Origin of the sequence: Paenibacillus caseinilyticus (assembly GCF_027533645.1) — a bacterium.
GTDB lineage: Bacteria > Bacillota > Bacilli > Paenibacillales > NBRC-103111 > Paenibacillus_G > Paenibacillus_G caseinilyticus.
The window spans coordinates 1-16,642 of the sequence record NZ_JAQAGY010000015.1 but is presented as its reverse complement, the minus strand read 5'-3'; the positions used below and the strand labels follow the sequence as shown (position 1 = coordinate 16,642).

10 protein-coding genes are annotated in these 16,642 nt (G+C 60.0%); 9 read left to right on the top strand and 1 reads right to left on the bottom strand.

From position 1 onward, the window contains the following. The first annotated feature begins 84 nt into the window (after positions 1–84). From O9H32_RS20720 to O9H32_RS20695, 6 genes are all read left to right on the top strand, one after another. Positions 85–3,363 (top strand): non-ribosomal peptide synthetase, encoded by a 3,279-nt coding sequence (locus tag O9H32_RS20720; RefSeq protein WP_269868035.1) that lies wholly within the window; start codon positions 85–87, stop codon positions 3,361–3,363. Positions 3,364–3,463: 100 nt separating this feature from the next. Beyond that, entirely contained in the window at positions 3,464–5,182 is a 1,719-nt protein-coding gene (locus O9H32_RS20715; protein WP_269868034.1) for an ABC transporter ATP-binding protein, read from the top strand. Further along, the gene (locus O9H32_RS20710; protein WP_269868033.1) at positions 5,179–6,975 is read left to right on the top strand and encodes an ABC transporter ATP-binding protein; all 1,797 of its coding nucleotides are present in this window, start codon (positions 5,179–5,181) and stop codon (positions 6,973–6,975) included. Before O9H32_RS20715 ends, O9H32_RS20710 begins: the two co-directional genes overlap by 4 nt. 168 nt (positions 6,976–7,143) lie before the next feature. Beyond that, entirely contained in the window at positions 7,144–8,664 is a 1,521-nt protein-coding gene (locus O9H32_RS20705; protein ID WP_269868032.1) for an alpha/beta hydrolase family protein, read from the top strand. Between the two features lie 213 nt (positions 8,665–8,877). Beyond that, positions 8,878–9,288, top strand: a complete 411-nt coding sequence (locus tag O9H32_RS20700) for a BlaI/MecI/CopY family transcriptional regulator (protein ID WP_269868031.1) — start codon at positions 8,878–8,880, stop codon at positions 9,286–9,288. A 10-nt stretch (positions 9,289–9,298) separates the two neighbouring features. After that, positions 9,299–11,581 (top strand): M56 family metallopeptidase, encoded by a 2,283-nt coding sequence (locus tag O9H32_RS20695; protein ID WP_269868030.1) that lies wholly within the window; start codon positions 9,299–9,301, stop codon positions 11,579–11,581. Between the two features lie 169 nt (positions 11,582–11,750). Here the strand turns inward: O9H32_RS20695 and O9H32_RS20690 are convergent, their stop codons facing one another. After that, a complete protein-coding gene (locus O9H32_RS20690) occupies positions 11,751–12,062 on the bottom strand; it encodes a hypothetical protein (RefSeq protein WP_269868029.1) in 312 nt (103 codons plus the stop codon). Between the two features lie 171 nt (positions 12,063–12,233). Here O9H32_RS20690 and O9H32_RS20685 point away from each other — a divergent pair, with 171 nt between their 5' ends. From O9H32_RS20685 to O9H32_RS20675, 3 genes are all read left to right on the top strand, one after another. Continuing rightward, a complete protein-coding gene (locus O9H32_RS20685; RefSeq protein WP_269868152.1) occupies positions 12,234–12,884 on the top strand; it encodes a DUF975 family protein in 651 nt (216 codons plus the stop codon). A gap of 201 nt (positions 12,885–13,085) precedes the next feature. Next, a complete protein-coding gene (locus O9H32_RS20680; protein WP_269868028.1) occupies positions 13,086–14,381 on the top strand; it encodes a WD40/YVTN/BNR-like repeat-containing protein in 1,296 nt (431 codons plus the stop codon). 483 nt (positions 14,382–14,864) lie between these two features. Next, complete coding sequence (locus tag O9H32_RS20675; protein WP_269868027.1) at positions 14,865–16,400, top strand: FAD-dependent oxidoreductase; 1,536 nt, start codon at positions 14,865–14,867, stop codon at positions 16,398–16,400. The last annotated feature ends 242 nt before the right edge of the window (positions 16,401–16,642 follow it).

The window sequence follows — 16,642 nt, the reverse complement described above, 5'->3', positions numbered from 1 at the left end:
CAGACCTGACACGGAGAAGTGCGTGGCTGCTCGGGCCGCGCACTCCGGGTTATTGGGAGTTACCACAATCGGGGAGGCTTACGAATGAAGTCCGTATTCGAAAAAGATGAGGGATACTGGAATGAAAAGCTGGACCCGGATGACAGCATGAGCGCGCTTCCCCGAATCGGGGCGGCAAAGGATAGGCTTGACGGCGATTCGAACGGTTACAGCACCCTCCGCTCTGCGCTGCCCGCAGCCATCTCGGACCGGATCCGGGCGATGTCGGGGGGCTCGGATATGGCCGCCTATCTGATCTTGCTTGCAGGAGTAAACGTGCTGCTCCAGGGGTATACACGGCAGAGCCGGGTACTGGTCGGCATGCCTGCTCTAACAGAGGAAGCGCCGCAGGAATTCCTGGTCGTGAAGGCGGAGATACGAAAGTCCGATACCTTCCGGTCCCTGCTGGGTGACCTCAAAAAATCGGTCACAGAGGCGCTTGGCCATCAGCAGCTTCCATTCCGCAAGATGGTGCAAGCCATGAACTTTGAGTATACGGAGGACGGAAGGCCAAACGCGCAAACCGTCGTTTCTTACTCGCCCTTGCATACGGAAGAGAGGGTCCAGCGGATTCTTGCCCATACGTATTTTGATTTTATACAGAGCGGCGCCGTCCTGGAGCTGCGCGTAAGGTTTGATCCGGATCGCTACGGTTCAGAACCCATAGCGCGGATGATCGGACATCTCGTACAGCAGCTCACCATTGTGCTGTTCCAGCCCGACTTGGAGCTCTCCCGGGCCGATATGCTGCCGGAGTCCGAGAAAGCGGAACTTCTGGCATACAACGACACGGCGGGGGAATATCCGCTTCATCTTACGCTCTCGGAGCTCTTCGAGCTGCAGGCGTTACGCACTCCAGACCATGTCGCAGTTGTCTATGGAAGCGACAGCCTCACGTACCGCGAACTGAATGAGCGCACAGACCGCTTGGCCTGCCTGTTGCAATCGAAGGGGGTTCAGGCAGATGACCGGGTGGCGCTGCTCTTCGAACGGTCGGTTGACATGATCGTAGCCATGCTGGGCGTGTTAAAAGCCGGGGGCGCCTACGTGCCGATCGATCCCCATCATCCAGATGACCGGATCGCCTATGTGCTGGAGGACTGCGGGGCCACCGTTCTGCTCACACAAACCCGCTGGCGCGAGAGGACGCCGTTCAGCGGAGAACTCCACTGTATCGATGAGCCGGAAGGGACGGTTGTCTCCGGCGGTTCGCCAGACAAGCCGCAAAAAGTTGCGGGGCCGGGGAACCTGGCTTATCTCATCTATACGTCCGGCACGACAGGCCAGCCGAAAGGCGTTATGATCGAACACCGCAGCGTAGTGAATTTTACATTGAGCCTGTACGCGGATCTCTACGAAGCTCATCCCGAGTATCGGCATATGGCCCAATTGGCTCCCTATGTTTTCGATATGTCCGTAAAGCCGATTTATGGCGCGCTTCTTTTTGGGCGCACGCTGGTGATTGTACCCGAAGCGCTTCGTGCCGACGGGGCAGGGCTCTTGTCCTTTTTCCGCGAGCATGAGGTGGACATCACTGACGGGACGCCGACCTATCTCTCGCTTCTTGTGCAGGCGGGACAGGGGGGAGGCGGAGAACTGGCTGTCAAGCATTTCGTACTCGGCGGAGAGCCGTTATCGGCCAAACTCGTCCGTTCCGTGTGGTCCGTTTTTGGGGAGCATGTGAGGGTTACCAACGTCTACGGTCCTACCGAATGCACCGTCGATTCGACAATCTATGATGTGGAAACGAGCGGGCTGCCTGAAGACCTCGAGACCGTACCGATCGGCCGGCCCCTGCCTAACCAGCAGATCTGGATTCTCGACGATTACCGTCGTCTGCTGCCTGTCGGCGTGGCGGGTGAGATCCACATCGGCGGGCATGGCGTGGCGCGCGGCTACAACCGCCGGCCCGAGCTTACCGCCGAGAAATTCATCGATAATCCGTATCGCCCGGGCACGTCGATGTACCGGACAGGGGATCTCGGTCGCTGGCTGCCGGGCGGGATGGTCGAGTATATGGGGCGCGCAGATCATCAGGTCAAAATCCGCGGCTACCGCATCGAGCTGGGTGACGTGGAAGCGCAGCTGTTGAAGCTGGAGGCCGTGCAGGAAGCTATCGTTTTGGCACGCGATACGGGGAACGGGGATCAGCGGCTCTACGCTTACGTTGCCGCCGTAGAGCCGTTGACCATCGGCGGGCTCCGGCGGGCGCTGTCGCGCGAGCTGCCGCCTTATATGATCCCTTCCAGCTTCGTGCAGGTGGAGCGGATGCCGCTGACGCCGAACGGCAAAGTGGACCGCCGGGCTCTGGCTTCGCTTGAGGCGAACGTAGGCACCGGCACAGCGTTTATGGCGCCGCGCAACGCACGCGAAGCGGAGCTGGCCCGGATCTGGCAGGAAGTGCTCGGCGTGCCGCAGGTTGGGGTGCACGACAATTTCTTCGAGCTCGGCGGCCACTCGCTTAGCCTGATGGGAATGGTACAGAAGGCCTCTCAGGCCGCGGGTGCCGAAGTTTCCCTGCAGGAGGTATTCCGCAATCCGACGATCGAAGGACTCGCCTACGCCTTATGGGAAGGGAAGAGTGCGCAGGAAGGCACGCCTTTCGTTCCGCTGAACGGTTCAGGACCGCTGAATGTCCTGTGCTTCCCGCCGGTGAGCGGCTTCGGGATCGGCTATCTGGAGCTGGCCCGTCAGCTGGAGGGCGTATGCCGTCTGTACGCGGTCGACTTCATCGACGATGCGCAGAGCGATGAGGAGCGGTTGGAGCGCTATGTGGAGGAGGCCCTCCGCGTCCAGGCCGAAGGCCCTCTAGTGCTCCTCGGGTATTCCATCGGGGGCAATCTGATGTTCGAAGTCGCGAAGGCGCTCGAGCTTCGCGGCTGCGAGGTATCGGATCTGATCATGCTGGACTCCATCCCGAGATGGCAGGCGTCCGGCAGCGAGGATATCGAACGCGAAGCGGAAGAGATGCTCGCATCGGGCGAGGGACCGGAGAAGGACATGCTGGAGAACCCGCTCATCCGCGAGCGGGCCTCCCGCAAGGTGCGTGCTTACCTCGCTTACGGGGCGGAGCTCGTTAACCGGGGAACGGTTGGCGGACACATTCATGCGCTGATCGCGGAGGACACTGCCGCCATCGGACAGGCGCATGAGCTGCCGACATGGCGGGAATCCGCAGGCCGAGGGTACTTCGAGTACACGCTCTCCGGTGAGCACGAAGAGGTGCTGCAATCCCCTCACGTGGAAGCCAATGCAGCGAAGCTGAAGGAGATCATGGAAGGCATCGCAGGACGTACGCATGACCCCCGAAAGGTGTTACACTAATAAGGAAGCTGCTTCGAAGACCTGAAAGGGGAAGATTTTCGTGTCACAAGAACGAAGCGCGTTTAGCTTATGGAAGTCCTTCCTTTGGATCGGTTCATACATGAAGAAGCATACCGGCTGGCTGGCTGCGGGCATCGCAGCCGCCGTCGCTGCCGCGCTGATGGAAATCTGGATCGGGAATCTGATCCAGGGTCTGACCGCTAGCGTGGAGAGCGGGGCCGGAGCATCGGCGAAGGGGGCCGTCTATACGGTCTTCCTGATCCTGGCCATCGGCGTGCCGGCCAAATATGTGATGGTGTTCGGCGTGGAGCGGGGCAGCGCGCTGGCGGTAAGAGATATGCGCAATCATCTCGTCGATCATGTCGCCAGGCTCCCCGTGCATGCGATGGAGAAAAAGCATTCGGGCGATACGCTCTCCCGCATCAGCGGCGATCTTCAATTCATCCAGCAGTTCCTCACCCGGGATTTGGCCCAGTGGTTCTATCAGCCGCTGCTGGTGATCGGCTGCCTCGTAGGCCTGCTGTGGATTCATTGGCAGCTCGTACTGTACTCCCTGCTCCTCGTGCCCGCTTCCCTGCTGGCCTCCCATCTGGTGGGCAAGCAGCTGCAGAAGCTGACCGAAGAGGCGCAGGAGAATCTGGGCAGGATGAGCGCGAACGTGCAGGATACGCTGGGCGGGATGGCCATTGTGAAGAGCTACCTGCTCTCCGGCATGCTGTTCCAATCGTACCGGTCGTTCCTGCAGATTACGCTGCGCAAGAAGCTCGCCGTCAAAAAGCGGGAGGCTTGGGTGACGCCCTTGCTCTTCACCTTGATGATCTCGCCGATTCTCTTCGCGGTCATCTACGGCAGTTATCTCATCACGAAAGGGCAGTTCAGCACCGGGGAGCTGGTGGCCTTCCTGTATCTGCTGAACTTGTGTCTGGAGCCGCTGGAGCATATTCCTCAGCTCGTGACGAACACGTTCCAGATGACAGGCGCCCTGCAGCGGGTCGCCGAGCTCTCCGCCGAGCCTGCGGAGCAGCGGCACGGCCCTGCCATCCTGCCCAATGACTCGCCGCCCGTGGTCTTCGATAACGTCCATTTCGGCTATGGACCGGACGCCCCGATTCTGAAGGGGCTGAGCTTCACCGTAGAGCCGGGCCGGACAGTGGCGCTCGTCGGTGCGAGCGGCGGCGGCAAGAGCACCGTCTTCAAGCTCCTGTGCGGATTTCACCCGCTCGAGGAAGGCCGGGGGGACATCCGGGTGTTCGGACAGAGCATCCGGGGCTGTGATCCGGTATCGCTGCGGACGCAGATCTCGGCGGTGACGCAGGATGCGTACCTGTTCGGCGGTACGGTCGCCGAGAATATCGGCTACGGCAAGCCCGGCGCTTCGATGGATGACATCGTGGCCGCGGCCAAGGCCGCGTACGCGCATGACTTCATCATGGGGCTGCCCGAAGGTTACGGCACGGAAGTGGGCGAGCGGGGCGGCATGCTCTCGGGCGGACAGCGGCAGCGTATCACGATTGCCCGGGCGCTGCTCAAGGATGCCCCGATCCTGCTGCTCGACGAGCCGACTTCGGCGCTCGACAGCGCCTCGGAAGCGCTCGTGCAGCAGGCGCTCGGCGTACTGATGCGGGGCCGGACGACGATGGTGGTCGCCCACCGGCTGACGACGGTAGAGAACGCGGATGAAATCTGGGTGATGGACGAGGGACGGATTGCCGAGCGGGGGACGCACAGTGAGCTCCTGCGGAGGCAGGGGCTGTATGCCCAGTCCTATCTCCAGTCGTTCGAGCGGCCCGTCCCAGGCAAAGAGGTGGCTTACACATGAGAGAGACGCTGCTGGGCTATATCCAAGAAATCCGCTATATGATGAGCTTCATGGACGGCAAGAACCGCAGGACCTACCTGTGGGGCATGACGGTCAGCGCCTTGGCGCACTCGCTGTTCTTCGTTTCCTTCGCGCTGGTGATTCAGGGGCTGGTGAACTTCGCCCAGACCCTGGACTACGCGCATATGTACCAAGCGCTCTATATTCTCGGCGGATCGCTCCTTATTATCAATGTGGCGGTCCCCGGCTTCACCTATCTGTTCCTGCGCAGCGTGGAGCTGACGATGGCGGAGATCCGGGAGAAGCTCTACCGCAAGATTTGCCGCCTCCGGACGGACTATCTGGAGCGTACCCATAACGGGGACCTGGCCTCGCGGATGAACAATGACGTGGGTACGCTGGAAGAGACGTATACGACGCTGTTCTTCTCCATGCTGCTGCAGCTCCTGTTCGCAGTAGGAGCGATCGTAACGATGTTCGTGATGCACTGGCAGCTCGCGCTGGCTTCCGTGGCCGTTCTGCTCGTCTCCCTGGCGATCTCTACGCGGTTCGCCCGTCAGATCCGGGAGCTCTACGACCGCTATCTGGGCGTCCTCGGCCAGATGACCGAGAAATTCTCGGATCTGCTCGGAGGCTTCCAGCTCGTGAAGCTGTTCAGCGTCGGTCCGGTCTTGTCGCAGTACAGGCAGCTCAACGACGAACTGACCAAGCTTGCGACGCGGACTGCGCACAAGAACGGCATGCTGGCTGCAGTGAACCATTTGGTAAGCTATGTCACGTTCTGCGGGATGGTGGGCTTCGGCGCTCTGCTCCATATGAACGGTCTTATCGCGATGGGTACGGTCGTGGCGATGGCGGTGCTGCAGATCTCGCTCACCCATACGATCCTCGGCTTCGGCACGACGCTCTCGCTGACGCAGAACTCGCTGGCAGGGATGCAGCGGATCAAGGAAGTGCTCGATGCGCCGGAAGAGCCCGAGCGTCTCGGCGCATACGTCAGCGGCGAGCCTTCCCTGGCGATGGTGGAATTCCGGAACGTGGGGTTCGCCTATCAAGAGGAGAAGCCGGTGCTGAAGGGCCTCTCTCTGAAAATCTACCCGGGCGAGGCGGCCGCGATTGTCGGTACCAGCGGCAGCGGCAAGAGCACGGTGATCAAATGCCTGCTCGGCTTCTATCCGGTCTCTGCGGGAGAAATTCTCGTGGAAGGCCTCGGGATCGGCGAGCGGACGCTTGCGGAGCTGCGCGGCCAGATGGCTTACGTGCCGCAAGAAGCGTTCCTCTTCAGCGGGACGGTCGAGGAGAACATCCGGTACGGCAATCCGCAGGCGACGAAGGAGCAGGTGTACGAGGCGGCCCGTGCGGCTTATGCCCACGATTTCATCCAAGAGCTGCCGGACGGTTATGCGACGGATGTGGGCGAGCGGGGCTCGGCGCTCTCGGGCGGCCAGCGCCAGCGGATTGCCATCGCCCGCGCACTGCTGAAGGATGCGCCGATCCTGCTGCTCGACGAAGCGACTTCGGCGCTGGACGGCGAATCCCAATATTGGGTGCAGCAGGCTCTTCAGGAGCTGATGAAGGGCCGGACGACGATCATGATCGCCCACCGGCTCAGTACGATCGAGGGAGCCGACCGCATCTTCGTCATGCAGGAAGGCTGCGTTGCCGAAGAGGGCACCCACCGGGAGCTGCTGGCCCGGGGAGGCCGCTATGCCGAGATGTTCGCCCATGGCTCCGAGCAGGCCCCGCAGGAGCTTCCCGCTGCGGGCTTGGCGGCGGCTGCCGCGCAATCGTAGGCTGGCATGGCAGACAAGGAAGGGTCCGCTTCGGCGGGCCCTTTTTGCGTTATCGTTTGAAGCGTATCGATGTTGTAAGGAAAAAATTAACAATGGGTTCCGTTTGCGGAAGCTAAAATTGGGCTAAAAGAGATAGAGTACCGGCGCAGCCGGATTGGAGGAGATAGAATGCGGAGTTTGGAATGGCTGCTCCTCGCGTGCGGCTTTGCTTCACTGTATTTGGCCGTAGCCGGCCCGGCCGCCAAGAGTCCGTCCAAGAACAGCCTGGCCGCACTGGCAGCTGGTTCAATCGGGATCGCCGTGCTGATCCTTCACCTGGCGGTGGAAGGCTGGCGATGGCAGCTGCTGCTCTTGTACGGCCTTACGCTGATGATGGCGGCAAGGTCGCTTCGCAGGCGGCTCCAGGTCCGGGCGGGGGAGAGCCTGCCCCCGCCAAAGCGTGTCCTGTGGATCGTCCCCGGGGTGCTGCTGCTCTTATCCGGTACGCTGGCGCTTCTGATGCCCGTGTTTCGGCTCCCGGAGCCGACAGGGCCCTACAAGGTGGGCACCCGGCTGCTGCACTTCGTGGATGAGAACCGGCAGGAGACGTTCGGCGAAGGCAAGGGAGGCAAGCGGGAGCTTCTCGTACAAGTCTGGTACCCGGCTGAGGGAACGGAGGACCGGCAGGTAGAGCCGTTCGTTCCCGAAGGGCACATCATGCTGGACGCCATGGCAGCGAATTTCAAGCTTCCCGAATTTTTGCTGGATTACCTGCGCTACATTCCAAGCCACTCCTATGCACAGTCCGCCTTAGCTTCCTCCGAGCCTTCCTACCCGCTGCTGCTGCTCAACCACGGCTTCGGGACCTCGCGGATTTATCATACGTCGCAGGCGGAGGAGCTGGCCAGCCACGGCTATATTGTGGCGGGGATCGATCATACGTACAACACGGCCGCTACGGTCTTCCCCGACGGGCGGGTCGCCAGGAGCAATAAGCTAGTCCAGGTCAATTCGCCGGAGAGCCGCGACAAGGTGGGCCGCGTATGGACGCAGGATGTGACCTTCACGCTGGATCAATTCGAGAAATTGAACAAGGGTCAGATCGAACAAGGGTTCCAGGGCAAGATCGACCTCAGCCGGATCGGCGTATTCGGGCATTCGTTCGGCGGGGCCGCTTCTTACGATGCCGCCTACGATCCGAGAGTGAAGGCCGGAGTGGATCTGGACGGTACGCTCTACGGATTCCGGGCCAAGCCGGGGGTGGCCAAGCCGTTCCTGCTGATGTACTCCGCTTCGTCCTTCGATGCGTATAACAAAACCCGCGTGCATTACAAGTATACCGAGGAGGAGCTGAGGGCCGTTGGTTCTACGAAGCAGGAGTGGAAGGAGCAGATGCCGCAGGCGGAGCGGGAAATGGACCAGATCCAGCGGATCGTGCGGAACGGTACGGCACAGGTGTTATACATCGAAGGAACGCAGCATTACAATTTTACCGATGCCCAGCTAATCTCGCCCCTGCTGCGTTGGGTTAAGCTGACGGGGGAGATCGGGGGACAACGGTCGGGTGAGATCGTAAGACGGAATCTACTGGAGTTTTTTGATAAGCAGCTGAAGCAAGCGGGCGCAGACCAGACCCAGAGGGAGAAGGAGAATGCCGAATATCCCGAGGTCAAGGACGGCACTTCGATATTTGCGCAGGAAGTCAAGTGAGGTCAGGTCAAGTAAGGTAAGGTCAAGTAAGGTAAGCTCAAGTGAGATGAAGTTAATCACGGCGTAAGCCCTGCATTCCGGGGGTTGGGAATCTGGATGCGACCGGTCGCTTATCCTCTGGAAACCGTTGACAATTATAAAATACAAGTGTAATATTTAGCTGCAGTTATCTATTACACTTGTAAATACAAAACGGCGAAAGACGGTGAACGTATGCAGCAGCCCAATCTCCCCAAAATATCGGAATCCGAATGGGCGGTGATGAAAGTGATCTGGGGCAGCGCGCCCATCACGGCGGAAGAAATCAAGCTCCGCCTCCCGGAGGACAACGAATGGAGCGAGGGAACGGTCCGTACCTTCGTGAACCGCCTCTTGAAGAAGGGGGCGATCGGATTCGAGAAGTCCGGCAGAACCTACTTGTACTATCCGCTGGTCTCGGAGCAGGAGTGCGTGAGGTCGGAGAGCCGTTCCTTCTTGAAGCGGGTGTTCGGCGGGGCGGCGGATCTAATGATGACGAACTTCCTGGAAGAAGTGCAGCTGTCAGACCAGGAGATCGAACGGCTGCAGCGCATGCTGGCGGACAAACAACAAAGAAAGAACGGTCCGCAGGGACCGGAGTCCTGAGGTGTATGCGATGACCTTCCTCAGTACCTTATTCTTATGGTTCCTGCAATCGACGATCTCGGCCTCCCTCGTCATCCTGCTCGTTCTGCTGCTGCGGCGCGTGCTGCAGCGCTGGTTGCGCCCCCGCTTGCTGCACTTGCTGTGGATGATCGTGATGTTGCGTCTGCTGCTGCCTGTTCTACCGGGGAGCCCGGCCAGTATGTTCAACGTGACCGGAGTCCTGATAGAACGGACAGCCGAGGTGGCGGCGGGCTTACTGACAGCACGAGTCCCCTGGGGAACGGGGGCCGTCTCCACTCTCTCTGCGGCGGTACACGGGGAGCTGCAGGAGCAGGGGGCGATGTCTCCGGGCTCCGGCTTGCAGCATCCGGCGTCCGGGGACAGGCTTGGTGAGCGCCCGGCAGAAGATCCGGGTAGCGTGCAGTCGGCACAACGCACAGGGGAACGTCAATCCCAGGCTTCAGGCACGCCGCCCCTGTACGTACAGCTTGCGTCGCTTGTCTGGTTCGCGGGTGCGTGCATCCTGCTAACCGTCCTGTTGGTGCAGGGACGACGTATCAACCGCGCCCGGCACGCCCTGCGTCTTGCGACGGATGCGAGGGTTCTCCAGGTTATGGAAACCGCTGCGGCCGGCTTTGGCATAAGCCGTGCCGTTGCGGTCTACACCGGCCCGGGGCCGGGCAGTCCCTATATCGCGGGCTTGTTCCGGCCGTGGATCTATGTGCCGGAGAGGGTTCTGAACGAAGCAGCTGTCCCTCAGCTTCTGCATATAATCGCCCACGAACTCGCTCATCTGCGCCGGAGGGACATGCTCTGGAACTGGGCCGGCAGTCTGATACTGGCTGTGCACTGGATGAATCCGCTGGTATGGGCATGCATCCGCCGGATGAAAGCGGACCGCGAGCTCGCCTGCGATGCCTATGTTCTCGAAATTCTGGGAGAAGACGAAGCGGGGCCTTACGGCATGACGATGATCGAGCACTTGAAACGCTATGCTGCCCCGCGCAACCGGCAGGATCTGCTGTATTTTGGCGGCTCCCGGAAGCGGCGTGAGGTGGAGAGAAGGATCAGGATGATCGCAGGGTACCGCAAGGGATCGTACAAGCTGTCCGTGGCGGGTGCCGCCGGTGTCCTGCTGCTGGGCAGCGTGACGCTCACTAGTGCCGTGAGCCCGGCACCGGTCACCGTGGCGCAGGAGCGCCTTTATTACGAAGGGAAGCCCGACGGGTTCAACTCCCTGAAGCGGGCAGTGGACTATGCCCCGTTCCGGTACAAGGTTCCCGCCTATATTCCGGGGGAATACGGAATCGAACACATCATCTACAGCTCCACGGGAGACGGTCATCCGGAGTCGATGGAGGCGGAGATTCAATACAGCAGATATGTGGGGTCAAGAACGGTGGAGCAAGGCTTCTCGCTGAGAGCGTCCTCCGGAAGCGGCGAATTGGAAGCGGCCTTCGAGCGATTGGCAGAGGCGGAGATCAACACAGGGGAGTCTTTCAGCCGAAAGGTTGAAGTGCGGAGGGAGCCGCTTCAGCTCGGCGATCAACCGGGGTATAAGGTGATTGTGGATCAAGGCAAGTGGGAATCCGTGTCTTACTTGTGGCTGGACGGCGAGGTGGTCTACACACTGGAGGGACTCGGGGGTTTCTCTGCCGAAGATCGGATCGCGATAGCTTCCTCGATGAGATACCCCGACGCGGAGCTGATGAGGAGCCCAAGATACATCAACCCGAATGATTTCATCGAGGACATCTATGCGGAGGAAGACCTGCGTCAGGTACCCGCATCGGTCGGTTTTATTCCGAAGTTCCCGATGGAAGTGCCGGGCCTGCTGCAGTCCTCCCGGGCGTTCGAGTCGCAGAAGGTGAACTTCGGGCATCCAAGAGACGGGGACGACTGGAAGACGAGGACGTTCCTCATCGATTATACCGTGAGCGCACCGGAGGATGACCGGAAGGGGGGGATTAAGTTCGTCCAGATCAAGGACGACGGCATCTATGAAGGAATCCGGAAGAGCGGCAGCTTCGTCTTCAGTCGCATCGACGGGGAGGCGAACGTAGTGGAAGCCGCCGCCCTGACGATAGGGGGGCAAGAAGTATACCGGACCGTCCCTTATAAGACAGATGGACCGCTCTTCCCATCGGATGCGGACCACATCAGTTACTTCTGGGAGGACCGGGGCATCTGCTTCCAGGTGACGATGGCGGCACGCATCGCCCGGCAGGAGGAGATGGTCGCCGCATTAATGAAGGCTCCTTACCTGGAGCTGCCGGAGCATGCGGACCGATAGCGGAGGAAGACTTGCAGCCGAGAGCGGCCGCGGGAAGGTTGCTCTGACGGTGGTTCTGGACGGTGGTCACGGGTATCCTGCCCCCGTGCGCCTGTGACCGTCGGCGGGCGGTCCGGCAGCACACGCCGGGAATCCCCGGCAACTACGTTGTTCCAAGCCTGCCTGCAGCTCAATCGTATTTGTCCTCCTCGATCCGGCTGACGTGATCTATGATCAACTCGGCTTCCGTCTCGAAGTTGAGATGAAGCGGACCCGGGAGCCGGTCGACGAGATGCTGTACCTCCGGCCTGTCCATGAAGGCCTCCAAGGTCCGCGGGGGCTGCTCCAACCCTTGGTACCACTTGCGGACGGCATCGATCAGGCGGTAGAAGGACGATTCGAACTCGTTGGCTTCGGCCTCCTCTCCGCCGCCTCCGGCTCCGGCCATGGCGCTCCAGTGCTCCAATGCGGTACGAAGCGCTTGTTCAACCTGGTCATTCATATCCACAGCTCCTTCTATGTTTGCTCCTAATTATACCAAGATGGCGGTAGAAGGGAAGACTGCCGGGGAATGGAATAAACTAGAAAAAGAGTGACAAAAATTCGTATGTAGCTTACAATGTATGTCGAATAGACTATATTTACCATGCTAAGGAGCGAAGTGAATTTGATTATGACGAACAGCGATATTCGCAAAAGTGCAAGAGAGGCGCTGCGGGGGAACTGGGGGAACGCGGTCTTATTTGTTATCATCACTACATTGATTAACGGAGTCTTCTCTTATTTGGTGGACGACGAGCGGAACTTCGACTGGCCTATATACATTACATTGTCCCTGCTCAGTGTGGTGGTTTCCGTCTGGATCTCAACCGCGTCTGAAGCATACTATCTGTCCATTTCCCGCGGGCAGCGGCTCGGGATCGGGCAAGTATTCGGCTACGCATTCCGTAATTTGTGGCCGTTTATCAAACTCTCCTTGCTTGTAGGCCTTAAAGTGCTGGCGTGGACTTTGCTTCTTATCATTCCGGGGATCATCGCGGGGATCCGTTATTCACAGGCGGTCTTCATCAAGATCGATAACCCAGGGGTAAGCTCCCTCGAAGCCATCCGGATGAGCAGCAATCTCATGAATGGCCACAAGTGGCGGTACTTCTGCCTGATGCTGAGCTTTATCGGCTGGGCGATTCTATCGCTATTGACGCTCTTCCTCGGATTCTTGTGGCTGGAGCCATACTTCATGACTTCCCTGGCGGAGTTCTATAACCTCTTGATCGCAAAGCCGGCGGACGACTCTTCTCTCCAAGTGCATGAAGATTTGGAATGATCGCGCAGCGTATCTTGTTAACAGCTTTTGCCTTCGGGCAGAGGCTGTTTTTCTTTTGTGCGGCTGGCGATACAACTTTTTGAGGGTTACCTTCGTCTGTAAGAGATGGAAGGCTCGCCTTCAAATTGGGGTTAATGATATGTGTAGAGACGCCGTCCGAAGCAGCATGACATTCTAACGAGGAAAGGGGCTATCGCACCCGTGAAAATCTATAACTGTTTCAACCGAAAAAAGACTTTATTGTTGACGCTGCCTATCGTCTTGACGCTTGGAGGCTGCGGGCAGACACCCGGCCCGCAGCCGGCCGGGGCAGCGGGAGCCAACCCGGCCAAGACAGAGACGGCCCCGGCCGTCTCCACAGACGCCAAGTCTCCGGCAGCACCGGCTGACTCCGGGGAGAGCAAGACCATTCAAGCCCGGCTGACCGGCTTCCATGCCGTGGACGAACGGACCGCCTACGCGTGGGGCTTATCGGCCGGAGGCCAATTCAGGCTGTACCGGACGGCGGACGGCGGGGGGACCTGGCACGAATCCGCCTCCCCAACCTCGGCGCAGCAGAAGGGAGATCCGGGCCCGGAAGCCATCCAAGCGGCGGACTCCACTCATCTGGTGTATGTGCCAGCGGGTCACACGCTGCCCGCTTCGGTCTCCGTTAGTGCAGACGGCGGGGCGACCTGGAAGGAGGGCATGCTGCCGGAAGGCGTGGCCGGCGGGGAGGCTGTCTTCACGGACAAGGCCCACGGCTATCTCATGAACCAGCCGGATGCCGCAATGGGCAGCTCCCGGAAAGTGATCTGCGAGACAACCGACGGAGGAGTCACTTGGTCCGTGGTCATGGACAACCAGGCGATGGAACAGAAACCCGATCAGGCCCAAGGACTGCTGCCGCTCCAGGGATTCGCGAACCGGGGGATGGCATTCCGCGATACGGACAACGGGTGGGTCCCGCTGGAGTCACGCACCCCGGGGAAGGTGACGCTTTACCGGACGAAGGACAAGGCCCGGACGTGGCAGGAGCTGTCGCTGGACGTTTCGTCACGGGACGATCAAGGACAGCCGCAGATTACCGGTGCGCCCGAATTCTTCGGAGGGGAAGCACAGAGCGGCTGGATGCCGTATGAATACCGGCACGGGGATGTGGTCAGCTTGGGCGCCTATTTCACGGAAGACGGGGGCGAGACCTGGAAGCTGACTTCCTTCGGCAAAGAAGCGGATGTGATGGCGAAGCTGAGCAGCACGGGGCTGACGTTCTTATCGGGCCGGGAAGGGTGGATGTGGAACGGAGCTCATCTGCTTCATACGGCCGACGGCGGGAAGGCCTGGACGCCGCTGGCCGGCAATACGGTCTTCCAGGATACCTTGAAGAGCTATCCGTATCTGATCTCTCTGGAGTTCGTTACGCCGAAGACAGGCTGGGCGCTGGTGCGCAGCGAGAAGGGGGATGCCTCGCGTCTGCTGCGGACAGAAGACGGCGGCGCCACCTGGAAGGTGATGTAGCGCGGGTTTGGGTCTTTCGCTGCCGCGTATCGACTGTAGGTATGACACGAATAGGGCGGGGAGAAAATATAGATGCGGGCACAGCCAACGGTGCCGGGCCGTGCGGCAGATCAAGAGCAGCGAATTCGTTCGCTGCTCTCTTTTCGTTATGTCGTGCCGAGACAGACAGCGTTATTGTCACCACTTCCAAAAAATCAGCTTCGGGAGGGTGATGGCAAGCCAGACGCCTCGCAACAAGGGTAGTCCATTGGAGCCCTGTCATATACCATAACTTACCATACGACCGGATCACACGGAGCCACCGGCGTAATCATTAAGCCGGTTGATCCAGGGAGAAGAAGCAAAACGCGGTGTCTGCCTGGTTCCTGGTTACTTTCCGGCAGAGGCGTTTATATAAATAGGATAGCTCATCCTTCCAAAAATCGGATAAATCTCGAAACGGAAGGTGAAACTAACCAAAACGTGAAAAAGGAGTCCGTATACATGACAGCGAACGGAAAAAGCACCGAGCTTCCCCAATACCCCGAATCATATTGGCTCGACAGCGCCGACGTGCCGAACTATCCGAAGCTCGCCGAAGATCTGAATGTGGATGTGGCCATCGTCGGCGCGGGGATCACCGGCATCCTGACCGCTTACCTGCTGACGAAGCAAGGAGTGAAGGCAGCCGTCTTGGAAGCGGGGCAGGTGCTCTCCGGCACAACAAAGCATACGACGGCCAAAATCACGGCCCAGCACGATCTGATCTACAGCGAGCTCATCTCCCATTTCGGAGAGGAGAAGGCCCGGCAGTACTACGAAGCGAACCGCGAAGGGCTCGAATTCATCGTCAAGACGGCCGAGGAGCTCGGCATCGACTGCGGCTTGACGCGGGAAGATGCTTACATCTATACCGCTTCGGAGGATTACCTCGGCAAGCTCGAAGCGGAAGCCAAGGCGTACGCCCAGCTGGGGATCGAAGGCGGATGGGTCGAAGGGCTGAAGCTTCCTTACGAGACGAAGGGCGCAGTGGTCATGCGGAATCAGGCGCAGTTCCATCCGGGCCGGTTTGTCGCCCGTCTCGCGAAGGAAGTTACGGCAGCAGGAGGCCGCATCTTCGGGGAGACGACCGCAGTTAAGGTTACGCCAGGGCATCCCGTCACGTTCACCACGGATACGGGCCACCAGGTGACCTGCAGCAAGCTCATATCCTGCTCGCACTTCCCGGTGTATGACGGCGGACAATTCTTCTTCGCCCGGCTGCACGCCGACCGGTCCTATGCCCTCCTGGCCAAGACGAAGACCCCGTATCCCGGCGGTATGTACCTCAGTGCGGAAGAGCCCAAGCGCTCCCTCCGCAGCGTAATGGTGGACGGACAGCCGATGGTTCTCTTCGGGGGCGAGAGCCACAAGACGGGGCAAGGGCTCTGTACGTTCGGGTATTACGAAGCGCTGCAGCAGTTCGGCGAGGCGTCCTTCGGGCTCGAGGAGATTGCTTACCGCTGGTCGGCCCAGGATCTGATCACGCTGGATAAGGTCCCGTACATCGGCAGGTACGGGGAGGACAAGCCGAACATCCTGGTGGCTACCGGGTACAGGAAGTGGGGCATGTCTTCCTCCGCGGCGGCCGCCCTGCTCAACAGCAAGCTGATCCTCGGAGAGGCATCCCCGTATGAGGAGCTCTTCCAGCCTTCGCGGTTCCATGCGGATCCGGACATCAAGACGTTCGTCACCCAGAATGCGAATGTGGCCAAGGAGCTCATCTCCGGCAAGCTCGAATTCGCCCGCACCACCTTGGACGAACTGGAGAAAGACGAAGGCGGCGTGGTACGGATCCGCGGCAAGCGTGCCGGCGCGTACCGTGATCCCCAAGGGGAGCTGCATGTGGTCGATACGACATGCACGCACATGGGCTGCGAGGTGGACTGGAACGAGGCGGAGCGGACGTGGGATTGTCCTTGCCACGGCTCGCGCTTCTCGTATCAGGGCGATGTGATCGAAGGGCCGGCGAAGCGCAGTCTCGGCAAGGTGGAGGTGTAGCGGCACGGCGGAGTCCCGCTTAAGGATCGCAGACATGGAACGCAGGGGAATGGCCCGCCTCCTTCCCACTCCTGCTGAGTCAGACCAAAGAACCTCCGCCCATTACGGGCGGAGGTTCTTTGTGGTACGCCCAGCATGGGCGTCATCTCTAGGGTGAAAGTCCCGAACGGGGGCTGGCGAACGCCTACCGTTAGCCAAGAGCAAGGGTGTCCACCGTGAGGTGGAATCTGAAGGAAGCTGGA

What these genes read in the sequence shown, in the direction of transcription:
- O9H32_RS20720 (WP_269868035.1), top strand. Translation starts at nt 85, where the DNA reads ATGAAGTCCGTATTCGAAAAAGATGAGGGATACTGGAATGAAAAGCTG.
- O9H32_RS20715 (WP_269868034.1), top strand. Translation starts at nt 3,464, where the DNA reads ATGAAGAAGCATACCGGCTGGCTGGCTGCGGGCATCGCAGCCGCCGTC.
- O9H32_RS20710 (WP_269868033.1), top strand. Translation starts at nt 5,179, where the DNA reads ATGAGAGAGACGCTGCTGGGCTATATCCAAGAAATCCGCTATATGATG.
- O9H32_RS20705 (WP_269868032.1), top strand. Translation starts at nt 7,144, where the DNA reads ATGCGGAGTTTGGAATGGCTGCTCCTCGCGTGCGGCTTTGCTTCACTG.
- O9H32_RS20700 (WP_269868031.1), top strand. Translation starts at nt 8,878, where the DNA reads ATGCAGCAGCCCAATCTCCCCAAAATATCGGAATCCGAATGGGCGGTG.
- O9H32_RS20695 (WP_269868030.1), top strand. Translation starts at nt 9,299, where the DNA reads ATGACCTTCCTCAGTACCTTATTCTTATGGTTCCTGCAATCGACGATC.
- O9H32_RS20690 (WP_269868029.1), bottom strand. Translation starts at nt 12,062, where the DNA reads ATGAATGACCAGGTTGAACAAGCGCTTCGTACCGCATTGGAGCACTGG.
- O9H32_RS20685 (WP_269868152.1), top strand. Translation starts at nt 12,234, where the DNA reads ATGACGAACAGCGATATTCGCAAAAGTGCAAGAGAGGCGCTGCGGGGG.
- O9H32_RS20675 (WP_269868027.1), top strand. Translation starts at nt 14,865, where the DNA reads ATGACAGCGAACGGAAAAAGCACCGAGCTTCCCCAATACCCCGAATCA.